The sequence below is a fragment of the Actinacidiphila sp. DG2A-62 genome (genome assembly GCF_035825295.1).
GTDB lineage: Bacteria > Actinomycetota > Actinomycetes > Streptomycetales > Streptomycetaceae > Actinacidiphila.
Window position 1 is genome coordinate 6043480 of the sequence record NZ_JAYMGI010000002.1, and the last position, 24676, is coordinate 6068155.

The window sequence follows — 24676 nt, forward strand, 5'->3', positions numbered from 1 at the left end:
GTTCAGCTCCGCGCCGGGCGCCGCGTCCAGGGCTACAGCGCGGCGAAGCGGTGGGCGACCTCGCGCCAGACGGGGGCGGACGCAGGCTCCGCGGCGAGTGCCGCGGCGTGGAGGGCGGCGCGGTCCACGCCGTGCCGGGCGAGCCGCGCGGCGTCCCAGCGGGGGATGCGCGCGGCCTCGGCCTCCGGGTGGAACTGGACCCCCCACGCCGGCGCGTCGCCGACGCGGAAGGCCTGGTACGGGCACGCCTCCGACTCCGCGAGCCACCGCGCCCCCGGCGGCAGCCCGACGATCGCGTCCACGTGGTTCTCCAGCGCCGTCGGCTCCGCGGGAAGCCCGTGGAAGAGCGGGTCGTCCGCCGCCTCCGCGCGCAGCCGCAGCCGTGTGCTGCCGAACTCCGGCGTGCCGTGCTCGCCGCGCACCTCGCCGCCCGCGACCCGCGCCAGCATCTGCCCGCCGAGGCAGATCCCGAACACCGGCGTCCCCTCCTCCAGCGCCTGCCCCATCAGCGCCCGGGTCCGCGCCAGCCACGGCGCCCGCGCGTCGTCGTCCGGGAGGTAGCCGCCGCCGAGCACCACCAGCGCCCGGTCGGCCAGCCGTTCCGGCAGCGGCTGTCCGTCGTACGCCGCGACGACCCGCGGTTCCAGGCCGCCCTCGCGCAACCAGCCCGCCCAGCGCCCGAGCCCGCCGCCCGCCGTGTTCTGCACCACCAGTGCCGTGGCCACCGCTCCCGCCCTCCCGCGTCCGTACCGCCTACCGCCGTACCGCGCGCCCGCGCGTCTCGACCGTACGGACGACCGTACGGTCCGCGCCCCTCCGCCCCGGAACCGGGTCCGACGTGCGGGTTTCGGCCCTGCCCGAAATGTATCGATCCGCCGCGGTACGACCGGCAGCATCGTGTTCCGGGCGGGACGAACCGGGCCCGCCGACCACGGGAGGACACCATGCGCAAGCTCATCAAGGCCATGACCGCCGTCGCCTTCGCGGCGGGCGTCGCCGTCACCGCCGGCGCGACCGACGCGCAGGCCGCGGGCGGCACGTACGAGGGGTGCCCGTACACCGCCGTGTGCGTGTACCCGCAGGACGCCGGCTGGAACGGCGGCAACCCGTCGCTGATCTTCTACAGCTACGGCGCGCACAACCTGAGCGGCCAGTACGGCAACCACATCCTCTTCAACAACCAGTCCGGCGGCGCCACCGCGCAGACCTGCACCGGCTACGACGGCGTCGGCTGCCAGGGCTACCTGAAGGCCAACACCTACATGACCAAGGACCTGACCCCGATCAACTCCATCAAGCTCAACCCCTGATCCGCGCCCCGCGACCGACGCGACCGGCGGCCGGCCGGACCCGGGGGCCCGGCCGGCCGCCGGCGGAAGGAGAAGCCATGCGCAGGAGCGCCTCGACCGCCGCAGCCACCGCGGCGGCCACGCTCGCCCCGACCGCCCGGATCGCCGCCGCGGTCACGCTCACCGCGGGCGCGGTGCTCGCCCTGGGCGCGGTGCTCGCCCTGGGCGCGGGCGCCGCACACGCCGCCGACCCGGCGACCGCGCCCGGCGCCCGTCCGGCCGCCGTACAGGCCGCCCGTCCGGCCGCCGCGTCTCAGGGCTGCGGCACCGGACTGGTGTGCCTGTACCCGCGGGCGGACTGGAACGACGGGCACCGTCGCAGCAGTTCTACGGGACCGGCGTCTTCCACGTCGCCGGCCTGTCCGGCGTCCACCGCGTCCTGGACAACCGCCCGACCGGAACGGTCCGCCTGTGCTCCACGCCGGACCTGTCCGACTGCACCACGCTCACGCCCGGCGGCTACGCCGACTACCCCTTCACCTCCTCGACCACCCTCCTCGTCCAGCCCTGACCCGCGTGCCGCGGGCGCAGGGGCGTGAACGCCCGCCGGACCGGCGGGCGTTCACACGTGTCCGCGCAGCAGCGCGGCGCCCAGCGGCGTCAGAGTGTGCAGCACACGGCCGTCGGTGCGGTGGCTGAGGACCAGGCCGGCGTCGCGCAGCGCGGTGACGTGCGCGCTGGCGGTGGGCGCGGAGACGTCGAGGCGGACCGCGAGTTCCCCGGTGGTGCCGCAGTTGCCGAGCGCGACGAGCACCCGGGCGCGGGTCCGGCCGAGGAGCGCGGTGAGCCGCCGGTCGCAGCCCGGCGCATCGGCCGCGCCCGCGCGTCCCGCCGTACCCCGTCCCGCCGCACCGGACCACGCCGTCCCGGCCGGCCCGGAGCCGTCCGCCGCGCCCCCCGGGCCGGCCGCTCCCACGGCCCCGCCCGGCCGCGCCCCGCCGGAGACGCCCGCGCCGCCCGTGCCGCCTGCTCCGCCCGTACGGCCCAGGCCGCCCATGCCGCCCATGCCGCCCGCACCGCCCGCGGTGCCCGCCAGCGCCGGATACACCAGCACCTGCGGCAGCCCCGGATCGCCCAGCGCCACCGGCATCCGCCAGCAGAACCGCGACGGCACCAGCCGCAGCCCCCGCCCGCCGAGCGACAGTTCCCGGCTCTCGCAGTACGGGACCAGGAGCGTCGGCGGCTGCCAGCGCATCGTCGGCGCGAAGGACGCGAGCAGGCCGTGCACGCCGCCGTCGCGCAGCGCCCGGGCGCGTACCGCCCGGTCCGCCTCCACCAGGGACTCCGTCGCGCTCCAGCCGGGGGCGACCACCGCGTGGTAGAGCCGGCCCACGCCCTCGGCCAGGTCGGCGAGCCGGTCCCGGTCGCCGCGGGCCAGGTCGCGGCACCAGGGCGCGACGACCGGGCGGCCGGCGAACGTGCGGGTCATCTCGGCGGCCAGCCGGTCGCGCGGTGTACCGCACAGCGCGTCGAGGCCCGCGGCCAGCCCGCCCGCCGACCCCTCGGGGGTCAGGAAGTCGGGGAAGTAGTCGGCCCGGGGCGGCGCCAGCGTGTGCAGCGCCCGCAGCGTGCCGCGCAGCCGCTGGTCGGCGAGCTCGGCCCGGGCTTGGCGCCGCCAGGTGCCGTACGCGCGCTCGCCGCCGCGCGCGGCCGACGACAACTGGTGTGTCGCCAGGACGGTCTCCCACAGCGGATCGACCCCGTCGGCGACCCGCACGCGGGCCAGATCGCGGTCGGTGAAGCGGATACGCAGCACGACGGCATCCCCCAGCGTCCCCGTGGCACGCCGCGACCCCGCCGGGCCGCCGCGGCTCACTGCCCCCCGGCCGGTTGCCTCCGGCCGCCCCACCCGGCGCGCGGACCGGCCGTGCGTCCCCCGGTCACAGGAGTCGCGCCGAACCCGCGCGTCACTGGGTGATCGGCCTCACCATGGCCGCGCCCGGCCGTACGGCGGAAGGGCCTATCGCGCCGAACTCGGCGGCACGCGGCCCGTGTCGTATCTGTCGAATGCCGGAAATGACAGGGAACGTCTCGTGCCGCCGGTGCGCGGTCCGTGTGGAGGAACCGTGCAGGCGCACCCGGCGCGCGCCGGGGCGGAGCCCGCTGCCTGCGGATTTCGGCCATGGCTGAAACGCCGGGGCGACGGGAGCTGATATGTCGCATTGTCGACTCGGCGGCCACACGATTGCGGTTGTGTGAAGACGCCGGTCGGGCCGTCGCACAGCCGGGAACGCCGTGGTGGCAGGGGGATAGGCTCTCCCCACGACTTGCTAGGACTCGCTAGGACTCGCGCCACGACGTCGCCCCACCCCGAAGGGGACCAGATCTTGATACGGATAGAGTCAGTCACCAAGCGGTACCCCGACGGCACCACGGCGGTCGACCAGCTGTCGCTGGACATCCCGGACGGATCGATCACCGTGCTGGTGGGACCGTCCGGCTGCGGCAAGACCACCACCCTGCGGATGATCAACCGGATGGTGGACCCCAGCGAGGGCCGCATCCTGCTGGACGGCGAGGACATCTCCGCGCGGCCGGTGAACACCCTGCGCCGCTCGATGGGGTACGTGATCCAGAACGCCGGCCTCTTCCAGCACCGCACCATCGTGGACAACGTCGCGACCGTGCCGCGCATGCTCGGCTGGGACAAGGCCAAGGCCCGGGCGCGGGCGATGGAGCTGATGGAGCGCGTCGGCCTGGACGCGGGGCTGGCCAAGCGCTACCCCTACCAGCTGTCCGGCGGCCAGCAGCAGCGCGTGGGCGTGGCCAGGGCGCTGGCCGCCGACCCGCCGGTGCTGCTGATGGACGAGCCGTTCTCCGCCGTCGACCCGATCGTCCGCAAGGGCCTGCAAGCCGAACTCCTGCGTATCCAGGAGGAATTGGGCAAGACCATCGTCTTCGTCACGCATGACATCGACGAGGCGATCCGGATCGGCGACACCATCGCGGTGATGCGCACCGGCGGCCGGCTCGCCCAGTTCGCGCCGCCGGACGAGCTGCTCTCCCGCCCCGCCGACGCCTTCGTCGAGGACTTCCTCGGCACCGACCGCGGCATCCGCCGGCTGTCCTTCTTCACCTCCGCAGGACTCGAACTGACCACCGCGCCGGTCGTCGCGGTCGACGCCACCGCCGAGCAGGTCGCCGAGAGCGTCAAGGCCGCGGCGGGCGTGCCGTACCTGCTGGTCGCCGACACCGACGGCAAGCCGCTCGGCTGGGCCGAGCCGGCCGCGCTGAGCGCCGGCGCCGGCTCCGTCGACCGGGCCGGCCTGCTGTCCTTCGGGCGGCCCTTCGAGTTCGGCCGCGAGTCGCTGCGCGACGCGCTGGACTGCGCCGTCCTGTCGCCCACCGGCTGGGCGGTCGCCGTGGACGGCGCCGGCCGCGTGGTCGGCGTCACCTCGCAGGAGACCATCGGCGCCGCCATCCGCACCGCCCACGCCGAGCGCGAGCGGCGCGAGGCCGCGGGCGGCGGCGGGACCGACGGCGGCGAGGGCGACACCGGCAGCGGCAAGGGCCTGGCGAAGGCGGCCCGGTGAGCGCCTACTTCGACATCCCCAGCGACCTCCAGCACTCGTATCTCGGCCTGATCGGCGTGCACCTGAAGGAGGCGCTGCTGCCGGTGCTGATCGGCCTGGGCATCGCGCTGCCGCTCGGCCAGCTGTGCGCCCGCTTCAAGTGGCTCTACCCGCCGGTGCTCTGGGTCACCACGATCCTCTACGCCATACCGTCGCTGGCCTTCTTCGTGATCCTCATCGACTACACCGGCGCCACCGAGACCACCGTGATGATCCCGCTGACCGTCTACAGCCTGGTGCTGCTCGTCCCGGCCATCGTCGACGGCACCCGCGCGGTGCCGCAGGAGACCATCGCCGCCGCCACCGCGATGGGCTTCGGCCCGATCCGCAGATACCTCCAGGTCGAACTGCCCATCGCCGTCCCGGCGATCATCGCGGGGCTGCGGCTCGCCGTGGTCTCCAGCATCAGCCTGGTCAGCGTCGGCACCCTGATCGGCAACCAGGGCGCGCTGGGCAACCTGCTCGCCGACGGGCAGTACTACCACCGCGACCCGCTCATCGTGACCTCCGTCGTCACCACCGCGCTGCTGGCCATCGCCATGGACGGCCTGCTGGTGCTGGTGCAGGTGCTGCTCACCCCCTGGGCGCCGCGCGGCCGGCGCGGGGCCCGCAGGACCCGGGCCGCGCAGAGCGAACCGGCCGTCGCGGCCGCCGCCGCGGGCAGCCCCGAAGCCGTCAAGGACCTGGAGGGCGCGGCCCGATGAGCGTGCTGAACTTCATCAGCGACTTCTTCTCCACCGGCGCCAACTGGCACGGCAGCGGCGGCATCCCGCACCGCCTGCTGGAGCACGTCGAGTACAGCGGGATGGCGCTCGGCATCTCCGCGGCCATCGGGCTGCCGATCGGCCTGGCCACCGGCCACACCGGGCGCGGCGGCTACGTGCTGGCGGTGTTCTCCACCGCGGCCCGCGCGCTGCCCAGCTTCGGCCTGCTGGTGCTGATGACCGTGTGGCTGCACCAGATCGGCACCACACCGGCGATGATCCCGCTGGTGGCGCTGGCCGTCGCGCCGATCCTGGTGACCACCCACGAGGCGGTCAAGAACGTCGACCCGGCGCCGGTCGACGCGGCCCGCGGCATGGGCATGGGCCCGCTCGCGGTGCTCTTCCAGGTGGAACTTCCGGTCGCGCTGCCGCTGATCCTCAGCGGACTGCGCTCGGCGGCGATCCAGGTGGTCTCCACGGCCACCATCGCCGCGTACATCAGCCTCGGCGGGCTGGGCCGCTACATCATCGACGGACTGGCCCAGCGCGTGTACACCAAGGTGGTGGGCGGCGCGACGCTCGTCGCGGCCCTCGCGCTGGTCACCATCGGGCTGTTCTGGCTGGTCGAGCGGTTCGTGGTGTCACCGGGCGTGCGCCGCAGCCGCTGAGGCCGGTACGGCCGGCCCGGGTTCCGCGCGACGGGCCCGGGCCCCGGGGTCGGCGTCCCGGAGGCCGTGCGCCGCGCGGCAGGACCGCGCGCGGTGCCGGATGTCAGCGCTCCGCGCGGGCCAGCGCCAGCTCCAGCACCACCAGCAGCGCGTCGCGGACCGAGCCGCGTTCGCGCGCGTCGAAGGCGATCACCGGCACGCCGTCGGTGACGTCCAGCGCCCAGCGGATCTCCTCCAGGTCGTGCTCGATCCGCCCGTCGAAGGCGTTCACCGCCACCGCGAACGGGATCTGCCGGTGCTCGAAGTAGTCCACCGCGGCGTAGCAGTCGTCCAGCCGCCGGGTGTCCACGATCACCAGGCCGCCGAGCGCGCCCTGCACCAGGTCGTCCCACATGAAGCCGAACCGCTCCTGGCCGGGGGTGCCGAACAGGTAGAGCTTCAGCGTCGGGTCGATGGTGATGCAGCCGAAGTCCATCGCAACCGTGGTGGTCGTCTTGCGCGGCGTGTGCGACAGGTCGTCCACGCCCGCCGCGACCGTGGTGATCGCGGCCTCGGTGGTCAGCGGCTCGATCTCCGAGATCGAGCCGACGGTCGTGGTCTTGCCCACGCCGAAGCCGCCCGCGATCACCATCTTGACCGGCAGCGGGGGAGCGACACGCTCGGGCGTGCGGTCAGTTGTCGTCACGGTGTGTTCCCCCGGGAATCGGGGATGGTGCGCAGACCATCGATAACCCTTCGCAGTACGGAGACGTCCTGGGCGGTGTCGGCACTGGGCACGTACACCGAGAGGTGACCGCCGGCCCGCAGGTCCTCGGCGAGCACCCGGACCACGTTCAGATGCAGCCGCAGCCGCGCGGCGATCTCGGCGAGCGACTGCGGTCTGCGGGCGGCGGCCACGATGTCGTGCCGCTCGAAGACCAGCCCGGCCGGACCGGGCGGGCCGTCGAGCGCGGCGAGCCCCGTGGCGGTCGCGACCACCTGGGTCTCGACCGGCATCGGCGGGCCGGAGCCCGGCACGGTGTCGCCGGCGCCCGCGACCCGGCCGGCGGTGACCAGGAACGGCCGGACGGCGGAGGCCCGGCCGATCTGGTCTGCCCCCTCGCTCACCAGGTCGGCGAGGGGGCGCCGACGCTGTTCTTCAGCTCCAGCACCAACTGCGGGCTCAGGGCCGCGCCCGCGCGGTTGGCGAACAGCGTCATCTCGTACGCGATGTTGCCCAGCTTGGCCTCCTTGGAGGCGACCACGCCGAGCACCGCGCCCGCGCCGATCGCGGAGACCAGCACGTGGCCCTCCTCCAGATCGATGATCACCTTGTTCAGGCCGCCCAGCCGGTAGTTGCCCGCCACACCGGCGGCCAGGCTGGTGATGCCCGAGACGATGGCCGCCAGCCGCTCGGAGTCGGCCGCGTCGCGCAGCTCCGACACGGCGATCAGCAGACCGTCGGAGGAGACCGCGATGGCGTCCACGACCCCCGCGGTCTCGGTGGCGAAGCGGTTCAGCAGCCAGGTGAAGTCCGCTGCGGCGGCCCGCAGGTCCTCGCTCCCGGCCACCGCGTCGGCCGGCCCGGCCGGAGAACCACCTGTCGGCGTCGTCACTGTTCCGCTCCTTCCTGAAGCGCGTTGTCGTGGTCGTGGTGCCGGGACCCGCCGGGGGCGGGCTCGCGGTAGGGGGGCGCGGCGGCCGCGTCAGCCGCGGCGTCGCGGTTGGCGCGGGCGATCGCCGCCTCGAACTCGTCCAGCTCAGACCGTACTTCGTCGGCGTCGACGATCCGCGGGGTGGTCGGCGCGGCGGAGGCGCTGGTGCCGAACGTCGTCCGCAGCGTCGCCCCGCGCACCCGCCGCCGCAGCGGCCGCGGCCCCTCGCCGGCGCCCGCCGGCCGCGGCTCGGGGGACGCGGCCTGGGTCTGCTGGGTCTGCTGCTGGGCCTGCTGGTGGGTCTGCTGGTGGGGGTGCGCGTACGGCGTGGGCCGGGGCTGGGTCTGCGGTTGGGGCTGCGGTTGGGGCTGCGGCTGCGCGTACGGCGCGGGCGCGGCCTGGTCGTACGCGGTCCGCCGGTCGTACGACGCGGGCTGGTCGTACCGCGTGCCGCCGCCGTAGGGCGTGCTCCCGCCGGCGTCGTACGGCGCGGAGGAGTCGTACCGCGTGTCCCGGCCGTCGTCGTACCCGGCGCCCTGGTCGTACGGCGCGCCCTGGTCGTACGGCGCGCCTTGGTCGTACGACGGCGCGGACCAGCCGGTTTGCGCGGGCGGCGGGTACTGGCCGTGGGGGTCGGGCCGGTCGTACGCGTCCTGCTCGGCGGACCGGGCGGACCCGTACGACCACGAGGGCTGCGGCGCGGGGGCGGTCGGCGTGTCGGTCGCCGGTTGCTGCCGCGGGTACGCCGAGTGCCGCGGGTACGTCGCCTGGTCCGAGTACGCGGCCTGGTCCGTATACGGCGCGTACTCGGCGGCATGCGCGGGCTGGGACGGCGCCGCGTACGGCGTCTGCTGCGTCTGCTGCGGGTGGTGCTGCGGCTCGTCCGCGGACCGCGCGGCCCAGGACGGCTCGGGCCGGTTCGGGCGCACCGGCTCCGGGGGCGGCACGGGCCGCTGCTGCCGCACGGGCTGCGGGGGCTGCGCGGGCCGGGACGGCGGTGCGGGCTGCCGGACCGGTTGCTCGACGGGTGGGGCCGGCTGCTCGGAGGGCTGCGGCGCGGTGCGGGTGCGGCGGGGGAGCGGGGCGGGCGCGCCGGCCGCCGGGGGCAGCGCGCGGCGCTCCGGCCTGCTGGGCGCGGGGCCCGACGGCTCGCTCGGGAAGGTCGGCGGCGTGACCGGCGCGGAGGCGTCGGCGAACGGGCTCATGAGCAGCAGCAGCGTCGGCGGGATCACCACGCGGCTGGTCACGCCGCCGCCCGGGGTGCGCAGCAGCGTCACCTGGATGCCCCAGCGCCGGGCCAGGCTGCCCACCACGAACAGGCCGAGCACCTTCGTCGGCACCAGGTCGAGCCGCTCGCGCCGCACCAGCCGCGCGTTCTCCTCGGCCAGCCGGTCGGCGCTCATGCCCAGGCCGTGGTCGGCGATCGAGATCAGCGCGCCGTCCGCGCCCTCGCGCACCGACACCTCGACGGCGCTGTGCGCGGGTGAGAACGCCACAGCGTTCTCCAGCAGTTCGGCGAGCATCAGGGTCAGGTCGGCGACGATGTCGGGGGCGAGCGTCACGTCCGCCTCGGCGCTCAGCGTGACCCGCTGGTAGCCCTCGATCTGGCCGAGCGCGGCGCGCACCACGTTGGTCAGCGCGGTCGGCTCGGCGTCCAGGCCCGCCTCGCGGATGCCGGCCAGCAGCATCAGGCTGTCGGCGTTGCGCTGCAGCCGGACCGCGAGGTGGTCGATCCGGTACAGCCGGTCCAGCAGCTCCGGGTCGGTCTCGCTGCGCTCCACCGCGTCGATCAGGGCGAGCTGGCGGGCGGTGAGGTTGCTGACCCGGCGTCCCACGTTGCCGAACATCTCGGCCACGTTGCGCCGGCTGAGCACCTGCCGCTCCAGCAGCGCCGCGGCGCTGCCCTGCACCCGGTTGAACGCGTCGGCCAGGTCGCCGATCTCGTCGCGCGCGGTCACCGGCACCTCGCGCAGCCGCGGCGGGCCGTTGTCCGGCGCGTCGTCGTCGGCGACCCGCGCCAGTTCCCGGCCCGCGACCTCGGCCACCTCGGTCGCCGCCCCGGTCAGCGCCTGCACCGGGCGGATCACCGAGCGGCGCACCGCCACCGAGAAGCCCAGCCACAGCGCGAACGCCAGCACGGTGCCGCCCAGCAGCCAGGCCGCCCGCCACCACGCGGCGTCCGAGGCGCGCTGCGCGCGGGAGGCGATCTGGCCGATCAGGTCGCCGGTGATGGCCAGCCGGTTCTGCGCCTGCCGCTGGTAGCCGGGGTAGGCGTCCAGCGCCCTCACCAGCGCGGACCTGACCTTGGCCGGGTCGCTGGTCTCCAGCGAACTGGGGTCGATCTGCAGGCCGGCGTACTGCATGTTGATCGCGTTCCAGGCCGCGCCGCGCTCGACGCCGTTGAGCTGGGTGCGCTGCGCGTCGGAGGCGACCCGGCCGAACCGGCCGGCCTGGGCGGTGTAGAGCTGCTGGTAGCCGACCGCGTTGTTGAACTCGATCAGCGCGTTGGCGTCGGCGGTCTGCGCGGAGAACACGCTGGTCTCGAAGGCGCTGTGGGCCGCGTCCGCGCGCAGCAGCGAGTCCAGCAGGGCGCCGGTCCTGGTCGAGGAGAGCGAGTCGCCGTTGTCCAGTCCGAGCCCGTCGATCAACCCGTCGACCAGCCCGATGTAGGTGGGGTCGATGTTGTCGGCCGGCAGGTAGCTCTGCTCGATGGTGTCGCGCAGGCTGGTCAGGCCGTTGATCTCGCGCAGGATCTGCGCCTCGGCGGCCGGCAGCCGTGAGCCGAACGTCCTGCGCACCTGCGTCACCTGGGCGTCCACCGCGGACTGCGCCGCGCGGAAGTCGGCCAGTGACGGCCGCTTGGCGGCCGATCCCGCGGTGGTCGACTCGTAGCGCACCGACACCAGCAGGGCCTGCTGGTGCTCGGTCTCGACCCGGTCCACCAGCTGGGCGACCTCGCGGCTGTCGCGGACCAGGGAGGCCGCGTCCGCCGCGTCCCGGGCCTGGTCGACCAGCCCCGAGATCACATAGGCGAGCAGCAGGCCCACCACCACGAGGGGCACCCCGACCAGGATGTTGAGCTTGCGGCGGAAGGGCCAGCGGTCGGCGAAGGCACCCCGCGGCCCCTCGTCGGGAGCGCTCTGCGTGGGCTCCCGGTCACCGTCCGCTGTGGGTGACACGCGTTCGGGGCGTGCGGGCGCGTCCACCTCGTGCACGGACACCAGGACTCCTCGTGATCTCGTCACACACAAGCCGTGACCGGACACCCCCCGTTGTCGACCGATCCCGTCATCGACCGATTAGGTCGGCAACTGCCCGGAGAGTACCGCCTTTTGTGCTCTACGAGCTGATCACATCATCAAGAAACTGTTACGGCAATGCGGCTTGTGACCGACCGCACTTGACTGATCCCAAACCTGGTGGATTGGATCGACGCCGAAGAACACATCTTCGACACAGTCACGAGAGCCCCCACCCCCGCACGCGTTCTTCCGGGGCGCCCTCGGGGGCCTTCGAGCAGCGTCGCTCGTCGCCAGATCACTGTCCGGCCCCATCCGACCCCTCAGCCCGGAAGCGGAAATCGTGAGATCACGACAGAAGAGCACCTGGTCACAGCCGCGGAACCGCCGATTCGCCGTGGTGGCGGTCGTCGCCGCCACCGCCGCTCCGCTGCTCGCCGGCTGCGGCGGCTCCGACAAGAAGGACCCGCTGTCCGACAGCGGGTCCGGCAGCAAGCCGAGCGGCGACACGGTCGTGGTCGGCTCGAACAACTTCGCCGAGAGCACGCTGATCGCCGACATCTACGGCGAGGCGCTCAAGGCCAAGGGCATCAAGGTCAGCTACAAGCCGAACATCGGCACCCGCGAGACCTCGTACGGCCTGCTCAAGAACGGTTCGATCACGGTGCTGCCGGAGTACAACGGCGCGCTGCTGGCCTACCTGGACCCCAAGGCCGTGCCCAACTCGGCCGCCGCCACCGACGCGGCGGTCACCGCGAAGCTCGACCCGAAGCTGACGCTGCTCAAGGACGCCCCGGCGGAGGACAAGGACTCCCTGACGGTCAACGCGGCGACCGCCGCGAAGTACCACCTGACCGCGGACTCCACCATCGCCGACCTGGCCAAGCACGGCTCCGAGATCGCCATCGGCGGCTCGCCGGAGTTCCAGACCCGGCAGCAGGGCCTGGTCGGCCTGAAGTCCGAGTACGGCCTGACGCCCAAGTCCTTCAAGGCGCTCGACGCCGGCGGCACCCTCACCGAGGCCGCGCTGAAGAACAACAACGTGCAGGCCGCGGACATCTTCACCACCGACGTGACCATCGCGCAGGAGAAGTTCGTGGTCCTGAAGGACCCGAAGAACCTCTTCGGCTTCGAGAACGTCGTGCCGCTGGTCTACAAGTCCGGCCTGTCGCAGCCCGGCGTCGACGCCCTCAACGCGGTGTCCGCCAAGCTCACCACCGAGGCGCTGCTCGACCTCGACGCCGAGGTGCAGAGCGACAAGAAGGACCCGCTGGACGTCGCCACCACCTGGCTGAAGTCCGTCGGCCTGGTCTGAGCCGCGCAGCGCGGGCCCGGGGAGCACAGGTGGGGTCGTACGTCGTCCTCGACGGGACCGGACTCGACGCCGAGTCCGTCGCCGCGATCGCCGATCGCGAGGCCGAACCCACCGTGCTCCCCGAGGCGTTCGCGCGGGCCGAGCGCTCCTGGCACACCGCCCGCAGGGTCGCCGAGGCCGGCCGCCTCTACGGCCGGCACACCGGCGTCGGCGCCAACCGCGGGGTGCCGGTCGACCCCGCCGACCAGGCCGGGCAGGACCTGCGGCTGCTGCGCAGCCACGCCGGCGGCATCGGCGCGCCGTTGCCGGCCCGGCAGATCCGGGCGATGCTCGCGGTGCGCGCCAACCAGGTGCTGGCCGGCGGCTCCGGCATCCAGCCGGCCGTGGTCACCGCGCTGGTCGAGGCGCTGCGCCTCGGCGTCCACCCCGCGGTGCGCGAGTACGGCGCGGTGGGCACCGGCGATCTGACCGCGCTGGCGTGCACGGGGCTGGCGCTGATCGGCGAGGAGCCGTGGGTGCGCGGCGAGGGGGCGGGGCCGGTCGCGGGAGAGGAGCCGCACGCGGGGGCGGCTTCCGCGGCGGGGGCTTCCGCGGCCGGGGCGGCTTCGGCGCCGGAAGCGGCTTCGGCGGCCGGGGCGGCGGCTTCCGTGCCGGGGGCGTCCTTCGCGGGGGCGGCCTCGGCGCAGGGGGAGGCGGAGCCGGCGCGGATCGTGCTCGGGCAGGGCGACGCGCTGTCCCTGATGAGCAGCAACGCCCTCACCCTCGGCCAGGCCGCGCTGGCCTGCCACGACCTCGGCGTGCTGCTCCAGGCCACGCACGCCGTCGCCGCGCTGTCGCTGGCCGCGGTGGGCGGGTCGCCCGAGGCGTACGCCGCGCCCGTGCACGAACTGCGTCCGTATCCCGGCGCGCGGCGGGCCGCCGCCGAGGTGCGCCGGCTGCTCGCCCTGCCGGACATCCCCACCACCACCGGGCGCCGCATCCAGGACCCGTACGGCTTCCGCGCCTTCCCCCAGGTGCACGGGCAGGCCACCGAGGCCGCCGCGGCGCTCGCCCGCATCCTGGCCGTGGAGGTCAACTGCGCCTCGGAGAACCCGCTGATCAGCGAGGACGGCGGCGCGGACGGCGGCCCGGCCGCCTACCACCACGGCGGCTTCTTCGCCGCGCCGCTGGGCCTCGCCCTCGACCAGCTCTCGCTGACCGTGCTGCAGACCGCGCAGCTGTCGGTGGCCCGGCTGACCCACCTGAGCGAGCCGGAGATGACCGGCCTGCGCGCCTTCCTCGCCACCGGTCCCGCGACCAGCTCCGGGATCATGGTGCTGGAGTACAGCGCGAGTTCGGCGCTCGCCGAGATCCGCGCGTCGGCCGCGGCCCCCGCGTCCGCCGGCCACGCGGTGCTCTCCCGCGGCACCGAGGAGGCCGCGAGCTTCGCCTCCCAGGCGGCCCGTCAGGCGCTGCGCACCGTCGACGCCTACCGGCAACTGCTCGCCTGCGAACTCGTCGCGGCCGTACGGGCGTTGCGGATGCGCACCGAACCGCTGCCGGAGGCCCCGGTGTTCGCGGTGCTGGGCGCCGGGATGAGCGCGGCGCTGCCGCTGTCCACCGAGGACCGCTCGCTCAGCGGCGACGTGCACGCGGCGGCCGGACTGCTGCGGACGCTCGCGGAGTTGTGAGGCTCGGCGCGGCTCCCGCTCGTCGGCGGGGGCGGGCGGCGGGCGCGCCCCGGCGCCGAACCGCGTCACCCGCCCCCGACCACCCGCCGTGGCCTGCGGTCATACCGTCCCGCAACCGCATGTCAGCCGCCGTGCCGAGACTTGAGGTGTCGGTGCCGGTCAGGACCGGCGGCCACGGCGCGAGGAGCGGCGGGCCGCTGCCGTCCCACCCGGCCGCCGCGAGGGGTTCCGGCCGCCGTGCGCGGAGCCCGTGCGCCGCCAGGTCCGGTTCCGCGACCGTGTCCCGGCCCCGCGAACGCCCGGCGCGGGCGGACCCCTGGATCCGCGCCGGGCTCGCGCGCATCCGCCCGCGGCCCGCCGGCGGGGCGGCAGGACGGTCCCGGCTCCTCGTCACGCCGAAGCCGTCACGCCGAAGCCGTCACGCCGGCGTCGTATCACCGACCCCGTATCACCGACCCCGTCACGCCGATCCCGCCCCGTCCTCCCCGAGCAGTCCGCGGCCGAACGCGTGCGCGAAGCCGGACATGCCGTACACCACGACGTGCGCGCTGACCTCGCCGTCGGGCGGCGTCAGCAGGCAGCACTCCAGCAACTCCTCGGCCTGGTCGGCGACCTGTTCGTGCCGGTACGGCGGCGGGAGCGCGACGACCGCGCGGTAGGCGCTGCGCTGGGCATCGGTCAGATCGCGCCAGAACGCCTCGTAGCGGTCGCGCAGCACCAGCTCCCCGGCCGTCATCTCGTTGAGCAGCGAGGGCGCCGCGCACAGCCGCGCGGCGAAGTCGGCGAGCCGCACGTGCCGCAGCGCGTCGAGCTTGGCGCCCGCGATGCGTACCGCGATCGGCAGCCCCTCGCAGCAGCCGACGATCGCGCGGGCCGCCGCGGGGTCGGTCATCACGCGGCCGAACCCGACGATGCCGCCGAACAGTTCGACGCCCTCGGCCTCGGTGAGCGGCGGCAGCCCGACGCGTGCCACCGCCTCCAGGCCGCTGAGCCGGTAGCGGCTGGTCACGATGGTGCCGCTGCCGCCGCAGCCGGGCAGCAGCTCCCGCACCACCTGGCCGGACACCGCGTCGTCCAGGACCAGCAGCAGCCGCCGCCCCGACACCCACGACCGCCAGCGGGCCAGCGCCTGCGCGACGCTGCGCTCGCCGGGCAGGCCCACGGTGTCCAGCAGGCGACGCAGCACCACGCCCAGCGGACGGCCGCCCAGCTCCACCATGACCTGCCCGTCCGGGTACGCGGAGGACAGCAGGTGGGCGACGTGCACGGCGAAGGCGGACTTGCCGACGCCGACCGGGCCGGAGACGACCAGCACCCGGCCCTCGGCGTCACCGCGGGAGCCCGGCCGCGCGTCGCCGATCCGCAGGTCCTCCGCGCGCCCCGCACCCGTCGCCGGGGACGGCCCGCCCCCGCCCGGTGAGCCCGGCGCCGCCCCGAAATGCGCCAGCACCCGGTGGACTTCGGCGGCCCGGCCCACGAAGTCCGGCAGGTCGCGGGGGAGTTGGTTGCCGGGTCCCGGTCGGCGCGGGTCCGCGGTGTCCCGGGCGAGCAGCCGGCGGTGAACGGCCGTCAGCGCAGGACCCGGCGTGACGCCCAACTCCCGCGACAGAGCCCGGCGCACGGTCTCGAAGTGGGTCAGCGCCTCGCCCTCCCGGCCGACCCCGGCGAGCGACCGCATCCACGCCGCGGCCAGCCGCTCCCGCAACGGATGCGCCAGTACGTGGTCCTGCAGCCGGTCCAGCACCCGGTGGTGGCCGCCGCGCGCGGCCTCCAGATCGGCCCACTCCTCCAGCGCGGCCAGGAACAGCTCCTGCAGCCGGTCCACGGCGGGCGTCAGCACCGGCACGTCGCCGAACTCGCCGAGCGGCCGGCCGGTCCACAACTCCACTGCCGCGTCCAGGAGTTCCATCGCCGCCTGGGGGTCGCCCTCGCGCGAGCGGCGGCGCCCCTCGCGGACCATCTGCTCGAACCGCACCAGATCGCAGTCCTGCGCGCCCAGGCGCAGCAGATAGCCGCCGTGGGCGTGCACCAACCGGTCCCCGAGCAGCCGGCGCAGCCGCGACACGTACACCTGGAGGTTCTTGCGCGCGGTGCGCGGCGGCCGGCCCTCCCACAGCGCGTCGATCAACTCCTCCGCGCGCAACGCCGAGTTGGCACGGCTCACCTGCAGCGCCAGCAGCAGCCGCGGTTTGGGGCCGCCGAGGTCCAGCGGTTCCGCGCCCCCCTCGGCCCGCACCGACAACTCCCCGAACGTCGTGATCGAGCAGCTCATGACCCGAAGTTGCCACTCACCGACGCTCCGCGCATGGGTGACCGTCCCCCACATTCCTTTTGTGCCGCGAGGTGACCGGCGCAACGCGCGTCACTCTCGTCACATCGAGAAATCTGGGGGACTTCTACCCATGTGTTTCCGGCCACGGCGTGCGAGGGTCGCGACATGTCTTCGGTGCCGACCTCCCCGCCGACACCACCGCACTCGTCCCCCGCCGAGCCGTCGGGACCCGGCCGCGGCCCCGGAACCGCTCCCGGAACCGCCCCCCGGGGGTCCGGCGCCCGCGGGTGGGCGGGCGTCCGGCTGCCCGCGCCCGCGCAGTGGTGGCGCTCCGCGCTCTACGAGGAGGAGCACGGCGCCGGCTGGGAGGAACCGGAGTGGGCGCGGTTCACCGCGCAGGCGCTCGACCACGCCACCGTCGCCCCGCACGGGCCCGGCGAACAGGTGCGCTCGGTCCCCGGCGCGGGGCCGGAGGGCCGGCTCGTCCACCCGCTGTGGCCGTTCCTGACCGCCGCGGGCATCCGCTTCCACGCCGGCCGCCCGGCCGCCGCCGACGCCGCGGAGGCGGCCGACCGCCGCGCCGTCTGGGAGGGCGCGCGCCGCCATCTCGCGGCCGGGCTGGTCGCGCTGGCCGGCCGCACCCTCGCCGCCGAGCTGCGCGCCGTCCGGCTCGCCGGAGGCCTGCGCGGCGACGACCCGGCGGCGCGCTTCGACCACTTCGTCCGCGCCCAGGCCGCCCGCGGCGCCCTCGCCGACCTGCTCTGCCGCCGCCACCCAGTGCTGGCCCGGCTGCTGGCCGAGCGCTGCCTCAACGCGGTCGCGGCGGCCGGCGAACTCCTCGACCGCTACCGCGCGGACCGCGCCGCCCTCGCGGCGCTCCTCGAACCGGAAGGGTGGGACGGCCCCGGCGCCCGGGCCGTCCGCACCGGCGGCGCGGACGATCCGGGGGGCCTGGCAGCCGCCGGTCCGGAGCCCGAAAACGGTTTCGGGACGCGGCGGTTGACGGCCGTGCGGTTCGGGCTCGGCGACCCGCACGCCGGCGGACGGACCGTGGCGCTGCTGGAGTTCGGACCGCGGCTCCCGGCGGTGGTGTACAAGCCGCGGCCGCTGGGAGTGCACGCACGCTGGAACGAGGCGCTCGGCCTGCTCGGGGAGCTGCTGCCCGAGTCGGCCGCCCGGCCGGTGCGGCTGCTGGAGCGCGACGGCTACGGATGGACCGGCTTCGTACCGGCGCGGCCGTGTGCGGACGCGGCCGGACTCGACGCCTTCTACGCCCGTCTCGGCGCCCAACTCGCCCTGCTGCACGCCCTGGACGCCACCGACATCCACGCGGAGAACCTCGTCGCGGCCGGCGACCAGCCGGTCGTCGTCGACGTCGAGACGCTGTTCCACCCGTTGTGGACGCCGCGCGCCGACGGCGGCGCCGACCCGGCGGCCCGCGCGCTCGCCGTGTCCGTCCTGCGCACCGCCGTGCTGCCCAATCCGCACGCCGCGCCGCACGCCCCGCTGGACACCTCCGCGCTGGCCGGCGGTCCCGCCGCGGACTGCCCCACGCCGCGCCCGACGTGGGCCGACGCGGGCCTGGAGACCATGCACCTGGTGTACGCGCCCACGCCGTGGCCGGGCGCGGCCAATCTCCCCACGCTCGCCGAGGCGCGCCCCGCGGCGGCGAACCGCGCGTCCGCCGGCGCCGCGTCGTCCGGCCGCGCCGGCCCGGTGGCCGGCGTTCCCGCCGAGCCGGGCGACCACGTCGAGAGCCTGCTGCGGGGCTTCCGCGCCGCGTACCGGACGATCGCCGCGCACGCCGAGGAACTGTGCGCGCCCGGCGGCCTGTTGAGCCGGTTCGCGGACGAGACCGTACGGGTCGTGGTGCGGTCCAGCCAGACCTACGCGGAGCTGCTCGCGGACGCGACCGATCCCGAGTCGATGCGTGAACCGGCCGCGCGCCAGGCGGCGTTCGATGCGCTGTGGGACGAGACCGGTCACGACCACCTCCGGGCCCTCGCGCCCCACGAGGCGGCCGAACTCGCCGCCGGCGACATCCCCGTGCTCACCACGACCCCCGGCTCCCGCATCCTGCGCACCTCGCGGGGCCGCGAACTCCCCGCGCTGCTCACCGAACCGCCCCTCGCGGCGGCCCGCGCCAAGATCCGCGCGATGGGCCCCGCGGACCTGGCCCGCCAGGAATGGCTCATCCGAGCCGCCCTGGCCACCAAGGCACACCCCCCGCGGCACCTTGCCCCTGCCCCTGCCCCTGCCCCCGTCTCCGCCGCGGCGGTGCCGGACCGGGAACCCGAACCGCGCGGTGCCGCGGGCGGTGGCGCGCAGGCCCTGCCAGAGGCCGCGCCGGTCCAGGAGTCCGAACTGCCCGGCACCGGCCGGCGATCCGCCGAGCTGAGCGATCCCGCGCCGGGGTACGCCGTGCCGGGGTACGCCGTGCCGGCGGACGCGGAGTCGATCGGCGGTGGGCCCGGGCCGGCCGGTCGGGTCCGGCGCGGTCTGCTGCCGCTGCCGGCGTTGCCGGCGTTGCCGGATCGTTCTCCGCCGGATCGCTCTCTGCCGGCGCACCGTCCGCGGACGCGCCGGGCGCCGCGCCGCCGCCCACCGAGCCGCCCTCCGCGCCGCCGCCCACCGGGGCCCTGCCCACCGTGCCGGGGACGGTCGCCGAAGCGGCCGGCGCGGAGCCGGTCTCCGTTGCCGTGCGGGTGGGGGATCTGCTGCTCGACACGGCGTGGCGGGGCGACGGGCGGGCGAACTGGGCCGGGGTGCAGGACCTCGGTGCGGGGGAGTGGGCGGTCCTCGCGATGGGGATGGGGCTGGGCGACGGCTACTGCGGCCCCGCGCTGTTCCTCGCCGAACTCGGCCGGGCCACCGGCGAGTCGCGGTTCACGCGGGCCGCGGCCGAGGCCGTACGCCCGCTGCCGCGGATGCTGCGGCTGCTGGCCGCGCACCCCGAACTCGCCGCCGCGGTCGGCCCCGGCGGCTTCTCCGGGCTCGGCGGCGTCGCCTACGCCACCGCGCGGCTCGCCCGACTCCTCGACACCGACGCCGGGTCGCAGGCGGGGGACGGGCTCGCCGCCGCGCTGCCGGACGCGCTGACCGCGCTCGCCGCCGCGGCCGCGGCGCCGGACGCCGCGCCGGATGTCGCGGACGGGCTCGCCGGAGCGCTCCTGGCCGCCCGCGCCGTGCACGCGACGGCCCCGCACCCGCTGACCGCGGCGCTGCTGCGCGACCTGCCGCGGCGTATCGCCGCCGCCCCCGCGCCGAGCGCCCCCGGCTTCCTCCACGGCCGGACCGGCCTCGCGTACGCCCTCGCCGCGGCGGCTCACGCCGCCGCGGCGTCCGGAGCGCGCGCCGCCGATCCGGGCCGGGGCGCGGACCCCGGCGGCGAGGCCCGCGCCGACGCGGCTGCCGCCGAGCACGCGCGCGCCGACGGCCCCGCCGACGCACCCGCCGCAGCCGGGGACCTGAGCTGGTGCTCGGGTCTCGCCGGCGCGGCCGCGGCGTTCGGCGGCGCGGCGTCGGAGCGTCATCTCGCGGCGGTCGGCGCCGCCGGCGGCGCGTCGGCGCACGACCTCTGGCTCCGCGACCTCTCGCTGTGCCACGGCGAGTCCGGCGTGCTCGAACCGCTGGCCGCGCTGCCCGGCCCGGCGGGCGCCGAAGCGCGCCGCCGGGCCGGCGAGCGGCTCGCCGCGGCCGTCGCGCGGGCCGCCGCGCACGGCGGCATCCGCTGCGGCACGCCGCTCGGCGTCCCCATCCCCGGTCTGCTGACCGGACTCGCAGGCATCGGGTACGGCCTGCTGCGCCTCGCACCGGGCGCCACGATCCCCTCGGTCCTGCTGCTGGAGCCCAGCGCAGGCCGAGGCACGTCGAACGACAGAAAGGGCACGAACTCCATGGACAACGACCTGACCACCATCGAACCCCCCGCGGCGGAGGAAGCGGCAGGGGTCGACCCGGCGAGGGACGCCGCGGCGGACCGGGCCGCGGCCTCGCGGGCGGCGCGGCGCAGGGCCGCGATCCTCGCCGGGATGACGGTCGGGGCCGTCGCCGTCGTCGCCCTGGGCGACGGGGCGACCACGGTCTCCAGCATCATCCTCTGACCCCCACCCGCCGGGCCGGCGCACCCACCACCGCGCGCCGGCCCTCCGGGCCGCCCCCGCCGTGTGCGACCCGATGCCGCACCGCAGCCCCGCACCCGCCGGCGGCCCCGCACCCGCCGGCGGCCCCCGCACCGGCGCGGCGGTGCTCAGCGTTCCGGGGCCTCGCCCGGCGTCTCGCGCAGGACGTCCTCGGCGGCGTGGCGGCGGGCGGAGAGGAAGTCGACGGTGTAGTCGCACAGCCGGGCGCGGTCGGCGACGCCGGTCTTGGCGACCAGGCTGGCGACGTGCTTCTCGACCGTCCGCGTCGACAGGTGCAGGCGCGCGGCCAGCGCCTTGTTGCCGGGCCGGTCGACCAGCAGGCGGAAGACGTCGTACTCGCGGGACGTGATGCCGAGCGCCCGCAGCTCCTCGGGGATGCGGTCGGTGCCGGCCCGCCGCTGGCGGACGCTGACGCCGAGGGTGCGCAGCCGCGACCGGCACGCGCCCGCGACGGCGACCACCCCGCCGCGGTGGAAGAACTCCTCCGCCTCGGTCAGCCAGCGCCGCGGCTCGCCCCAGCCGTCGGCCATCGCCGCGTCCGCCGCCAGCCGCAGGCCCAGGTGGCGGGCGGTGGGGAAGACCGCCGCGCTGGACATCGCCGCCCGCACCGCGCGCTGCGCGTCCGCCGCGCGGCCCTCGCGGCCCAGCAGCACCGCGTCGGCGAGGTGCACGAACTGCCGGTTCCAGCGCATCCGCGCCGGCTGGCCGCCGGCCACCCGCTCGAACTGCTCGCGCCCGCCGCCGTCGAGGACCGACAGCAGCACCGACAGACCGTGCGGGCCGGCGAAGTGGAAGAAGCTCTCGCTGCCCGGCGCGCCCGCGTCGATCCGCGCGGCGAGCGCCGCGGCCTGCTCGCGGTCCTCCTCCAGCAGCGCGCAGAACAGCTCGCCGAGCCCCAGCGCCAGCGGCGCCTCGCGCGACTGGTCGCCGCCGCCCGCCCGGAACTCCGCGAGCGCGTCGCGCATGTCGCTCCGCCGGCCCTGGTGCGCGGCCACGACCGCGCGCAGCATCAGCGCGTAACGGGTCACCGAGTGCAGCTGCAGCCGCCGGGTCTCGTCCAGCGAGCCGTCCAGCAGTGCGGTGGCCCGCGCGAAGTCGGACTTCAAGGCCGCGTCCAGGGCCAGCATCACGCCCGCGTTGTGCGCGAGGCTGACGCAGCCGGTGCGCAGCGCCTCGCGGTGCGCGAAGGCGAGCGAGTCGGTGACGGCCTCCGCGAGCCAGGCGTTGCTGCCCAGGCCGATCAAACCGTGGTTGCGCCAGATCATCAGGTCGCCCTCGGTGGCGATCCGCAGGGTGCGGCGGAAACAGCGGTCGGACTCGGTGAGCGAACGGCCGCGGGTGGCGAACCCGACCGCGTACCACGCCTGGCAGGCCAGCGCCGGGTCGACCCGCTGCTCGGCGCCCTCGATCGCCCGGCGCGCCAGCCGCTCGCTCTCCTCGATCCGGCCCTGCTCGGCGCCGGACACCGTCAGGTACGCCTCGACCGCGTCGATGCCCGCGGTGTCGCGCTCGGGCGCGTCGGCCGGCAGCAGCGCGCGGGCCGCGGCCACCTGGTCCATGCCCTCGACCCAGCGGCCGGCGACCTCCGCGGCCCACGCGAGCCGTACGTGCAACTCGACCCGGCGGGCCGGGTCCGCGCCGGTGTCGGCCCGCCGCAGCCGGTCCACGACCTGTGCGGCCCGGTCGAACTGCCCGTCGTCGGCGAGCGCGAACAGCAGCGTCTCCAGCAACTCCTGGTGCACGCCGCTCTGCACCGGGCGGTCCGGCGCGTCGCCGAGCATCCGGTGCGCCTCGTCGAGCACGGCGATCGCGGTGCCGGGGCCGCTGTCGGCCAGGGCGCGGCGGGCCACTTCGAGGTAGAGCGCCGCCGCCGCGCCCAACTCCCCCGCGTGCCGCCGCAGTCGGGCGGCCAGATGGCACCAGGTCCCGGGCAGGCCCGGGTAGAGCACGTCCACCGCGTCGGCGGCCCGCACGGACAGCTCCGCGCGCTCCACCGGGGTCAGCAGCGAGAGCAACGCCTCCTCGGTGAGCGGGTGTTCGAAGGCGTACCAGTCCGGGCCGCGGTCGTCGTCGTGGACCAGCAGGCCTTCCGCGACGGCCGCGCGCAGACACGCCCGCAGCGCCGGCTCGTCGGGACCGGCGCAGCGGCGCAGCACCGTCAGCGGGAACGACCGGCCCAGCACCGCGGCGGCCGACAGCACGCGCACGCCCTCCGGGCCGAGCCGGGCCGCCCGCTGCTCGACGGCTCGCGCGAGTGTGAACGGGACCCGCCCCCGGCCGCGCGGGCCGGCCGCCCGCGGCCCCACGGCCTCGGCCCGTCCCCGCGCCCCGGGCCGCTGCCCGCGCCCGCCCACCGCGACGACGGCGTCCCCGCCTCCCGCGTGCGCCCGCCCGGCGCCCGGCCCGCCGCCCCGGACGCCCCTGCCGACCCCCGCTCCGCCGTGCCCGTGCCCGCGCCCCCGACCGCCGGCGATGTCGCCCCCGACCCCGAGGCCCGTCCCGGCGGCGTGCGTCGCGCCCGGTCCGTCCGTGCCGCCGGGCCCGCCGGGACGCGGAACTGCGCCTGGGCTGCCGCCGTTTGCGTCGTCACCATGCCCGACACCCGTACCGGGGGAGTGCGTCGCGCCCGGTCCGTCCGTGCCCGCCGCCTCGCCGGAGCGCGCAACCGGGCCCGGACTGCTGCCCGTTGTGTCGCCGCCGCCGAAGACGCCGCCGCCCACGCCGACGCTGCCGCCGACGCCCGTGCCGGGGCCGTACGCCGAGGCGGGTGTGCGGGTGTGCCGGTCGCCGGGGCGGGTGTGGTCGGGGTGGGCCGTGACAAAGGGCGTGACGTCCGGGGCGGCGCCGTTCGTCGTGCCGGCGCCGGGCGCGGGCGTGCGCTGCTCGCCGGGACGCGCGGGGCCGGTGGCCGCGCCGCTCGCCGTGCGGGCTGCGCCGGGGCCGGCGCGCCCGGCGTGCCCGCTCGGCTCCCGGACGTGTCGTGGCCGTTCGCGGCGTACGGCGCCGCGTCGCCGCCGAGCGGGAGCGCGGCGCGGCCGTTCGGCGGGTCCTGCGCGAGGCCGCTCGCCGGGGCGTCCGCCGCGCCGGGCGGGAAGCCGTCCGAGGCGAACCAGTCGGCCGTGCCCCAGGTCGTGGGGGCGACCGGCCCGCCCGGGCCGAGGCCGGCGGCGTACGGGTCGGCGGCGCTCGCGGCGCCCGTGCCGCCCGGCGCGATCACGCCGTTCGCCTCCTCGGCGTCGTCCACGTCGCGCCAGCGGCCGCGGTCGAAGCGCAGCCGCTCCTCCGCGAGCATGCCGCGGATCAACTCCTCGGCCACGAAGGGGATTCCGTCGCTGTCGGCGTAGACGTGCGCGGAGACCGCCGGCGCGAGGTCGTCCCGCGCGCAGCCGAGGCAGGACGCGGCGAAGGCGTGGATGTGCGCGGCGTCCAGGCGGCCCAGGGTCAGCATCAGGGCCTCGCGGCGCTGCGTCACCGCGCCCGCCAGCTCGTACGCCGTCGAGGGGGCGCTGCGGACGGTCGCGACCACGGCCACCGGCTGCCCGGCGACGTTGGCCGCGATGTACTCCAGGACCGCGAGCGTCTCGGGGTCCGCGTCGTGCAGGTCGTCGATCAGCAGCAGGCAGCCGCGGTCCCGGCCGCGCGCCGCCGCCAGCCGCAGCACGGCCTCGGCGAGCACGATCGGCGACTGGTCGCAGTCCCCGCCGGTCGACCACTCCGGCACCAGGCGGCCCAACACCGGCAAGTACGGGCCGAGTTCAGCGGCGGGCGGCGCCTCGCCTGCCCGGGTCAGCGAGAGCAGCGCCTCGGTCAGCGGCCGGAACGGCACCGCGGGGCCCGTCGTGGTGCAGCGGCCCTTGAGCACCGCCATCCCCGCCCGGGTGGCCATGGCGACCGCCTCCGCGGTCAGCCGGGTCTTGCCGATGCCCGGTTCGCCGGCGACGAAGAGGGTGCCGCCGCGGCCGGCCGTCGCGTCTTGGAGGACCGACGCGAGCACCTCGATCTCGTCGTCGCGGCCGACGAGCGCGGCGGCACGGCCCCTGAACGGGTTCGTCATCCTGATTGCGACTCCGGTCTTCCAGCGTGCGTCACGACACCGAACCCCGAACACGTG

At 76.3% G+C, this 24676-nt stretch carries 17 protein-coding genes and 1 pseudogene; 9 read left to right on the forward strand and 9 right to left on the reverse strand.

What is annotated here, in order from left to right:
* Positions 1 to 32: 32 nt before the first annotated feature.
* Positions 33 to 725 (reverse strand): type 1 glutamine amidotransferase, encoded by a 693-nt coding sequence (locus VSR01_RS27165; RefSeq protein WP_326451723.1) that lies wholly within the window; start codon positions 723 to 725, stop codon positions 33 to 35.
* A gap of 219 nt (positions 726 to 944) precedes the next feature.
* Between VSR01_RS27165 and VSR01_RS27170 the strand changes: the two genes are divergently transcribed.
* Positions 945 to 1310, forward strand: coding sequence for a hypothetical protein (locus VSR01_RS27170; RefSeq protein WP_326451724.1), 366 nt, complete (start codon positions 945 to 947; stop codon positions 1308 to 1310).
* Positions 1311 to 1626: 316 nt separating this feature from the next.
* Complete coding sequence (locus VSR01_RS27175) at positions 1627 to 1860, forward strand: hypothetical protein (RefSeq protein ID WP_326451725.1); 234 nt, start codon at positions 1627 to 1629, stop codon at positions 1858 to 1860.
* Between the two features lie 51 nt (positions 1861 to 1911).
* On the opposite strand, the gene VSR01_RS27180 is transcribed toward VSR01_RS27175, so the two are convergent.
* Complete coding sequence (locus VSR01_RS27180; protein WP_326451726.1) at positions 1912 to 3105, reverse strand: helix-turn-helix domain-containing protein; 1194 nt, start codon at positions 3103 to 3105, stop codon at positions 1912 to 1914.
* 571 nt (positions 3106 to 3676) lie between these two features.
* Here VSR01_RS27180 and VSR01_RS27185 point away from each other — a divergent pair.
* The 3 genes from VSR01_RS27185 to VSR01_RS27195 are packed head-to-tail and all read left to right on the forward strand — an operon-like array spanning position 3677 to position 6293.
* Complete coding sequence (locus VSR01_RS27185; protein WP_326451727.1) at positions 3677 to 4882, forward strand: ABC transporter ATP-binding protein; 1206 nt, start codon at positions 3677 to 3679, stop codon at positions 4880 to 4882.
* Positions 4879 to 5625, forward strand: coding sequence for an ABC transporter permease (locus VSR01_RS27190; protein WP_326451728.1), 747 nt, complete (start codon positions 4879 to 4881; stop codon positions 5623 to 5625). Before VSR01_RS27185 ends, VSR01_RS27190 begins: the two co-directional genes overlap by 4 nt.
* Positions 5622 to 6293 (forward strand): ABC transporter permease, encoded by a 672-nt coding sequence (locus VSR01_RS27195; RefSeq protein ID WP_326451729.1) that lies wholly within the window; start codon positions 5622 to 5624, stop codon positions 6291 to 6293. The genes VSR01_RS27190 and VSR01_RS27195 overlap by 4 nt, the downstream gene beginning before the upstream one ends.
* A gap of 103 nt (positions 6294 to 6396) precedes the next feature.
* On the opposite strand, the gene VSR01_RS27200 is transcribed toward VSR01_RS27195, so the two are convergent.
* From VSR01_RS27200 to VSR01_RS27215, 4 genes are read right to left on the reverse strand one after another with little or no spacing between them, the layout of a single operon-like run.
* Positions 6397 to 6924 (reverse strand): GTP-binding protein, encoded by a 528-nt coding sequence (locus VSR01_RS27200; RefSeq protein WP_326453845.1) that lies wholly within the window; start codon positions 6922 to 6924, stop codon positions 6397 to 6399.
* Positions 6925 to 6974: 50 nt separating this feature from the next.
* A complete protein-coding gene (locus VSR01_RS27205) occupies positions 6975 to 7400 on the reverse strand; it encodes a DUF742 domain-containing protein (RefSeq protein WP_326451730.1) in 426 nt (141 codons plus the stop codon).
* Positions 7397 to 7888, reverse strand: a complete 492-nt coding sequence (locus VSR01_RS27210; RefSeq protein ID WP_326451731.1) for a roadblock/LC7 domain-containing protein — start codon at positions 7886 to 7888, stop codon at positions 7397 to 7399. Before VSR01_RS27210 ends, VSR01_RS27205 begins: the two co-directional genes overlap by 4 nt.
* Entirely contained in the window at positions 7885 to 11148 is a 3264-nt protein-coding gene (locus VSR01_RS27215) for an ATP-binding protein (RefSeq protein ID WP_442785555.1), read from the reverse strand. Before VSR01_RS27215 ends, VSR01_RS27210 begins: the two co-directional genes overlap by 4 nt.
* 361 nt (positions 11149 to 11509) lie before the next feature.
* Here VSR01_RS27215 and VSR01_RS27220 point away from each other — a divergent pair, with 361 nt between their 5' ends.
* A complete protein-coding gene (locus VSR01_RS27220) occupies positions 11510 to 12481 on the forward strand; it encodes an ABC transporter substrate-binding protein (protein ID WP_326451732.1) in 972 nt (323 codons plus the stop codon).
* A gap of 29 nt (positions 12482 to 12510) precedes the next feature.
* Positions 12511 to 14151, forward strand: coding sequence for an aromatic amino acid ammonia-lyase (locus VSR01_RS27225; RefSeq protein WP_326451733.1), 1641 nt, complete (start codon positions 12511 to 12513; stop codon positions 14149 to 14151).
* Positions 14152 to 14611: 460 nt separating this feature from the next.
* On the opposite strand, the gene VSR01_RS27230 is transcribed toward VSR01_RS27225, so the two are convergent.
* Complete coding sequence (locus VSR01_RS27230; RefSeq protein ID WP_326451734.1) at positions 14612 to 16423, reverse strand: AfsR/SARP family transcriptional regulator; 1812 nt, start codon at positions 16421 to 16423, stop codon at positions 14612 to 14614.
* Between the two features lie 165 nt (positions 16424 to 16588).
* Here VSR01_RS27230 and VSR01_RS27235 point away from each other — a divergent pair.
* Together VSR01_RS27235 and VSR01_RS27240 are read left to right on the forward strand one after the other, a co-directional pair.
* A pseudogene (locus tag VSR01_RS27235) lies at positions 16589 to 18469 on the forward strand (DUF4135 domain-containing protein); the annotation flags it as partial.
* Positions 18470 to 19233: 764 nt separating this feature from the next.
* Complete coding sequence (locus VSR01_RS27240) at positions 19234 to 20526, forward strand: lanthionine synthetase LanC family protein (protein ID WP_326453846.1); 1293 nt, start codon at positions 19234 to 19236, stop codon at positions 20524 to 20526.
* Between the two features lie 146 nt (positions 20527 to 20672).
* Here VSR01_RS27240 and VSR01_RS27245 read toward each other — a convergent pair whose 3' ends face one another.
* On the reverse strand, positions 20673 to 22772 hold the full coding sequence (locus tag VSR01_RS27245) for a helix-turn-helix transcriptional regulator (RefSeq protein WP_326451735.1): 2100 nt from the start codon (positions 22770 to 22772) through the stop codon (positions 20673 to 20675).
* Entirely contained in the window at positions 22724 to 24619 is a 1896-nt protein-coding gene (locus VSR01_RS27250) for an ATP-binding protein (RefSeq protein WP_326451736.1), read from the reverse strand. Before VSR01_RS27250 ends, VSR01_RS27245 begins: the two co-directional genes overlap by 49 nt.
* Positions 24620 to 24676: the final 57 nt, after the last annotated feature.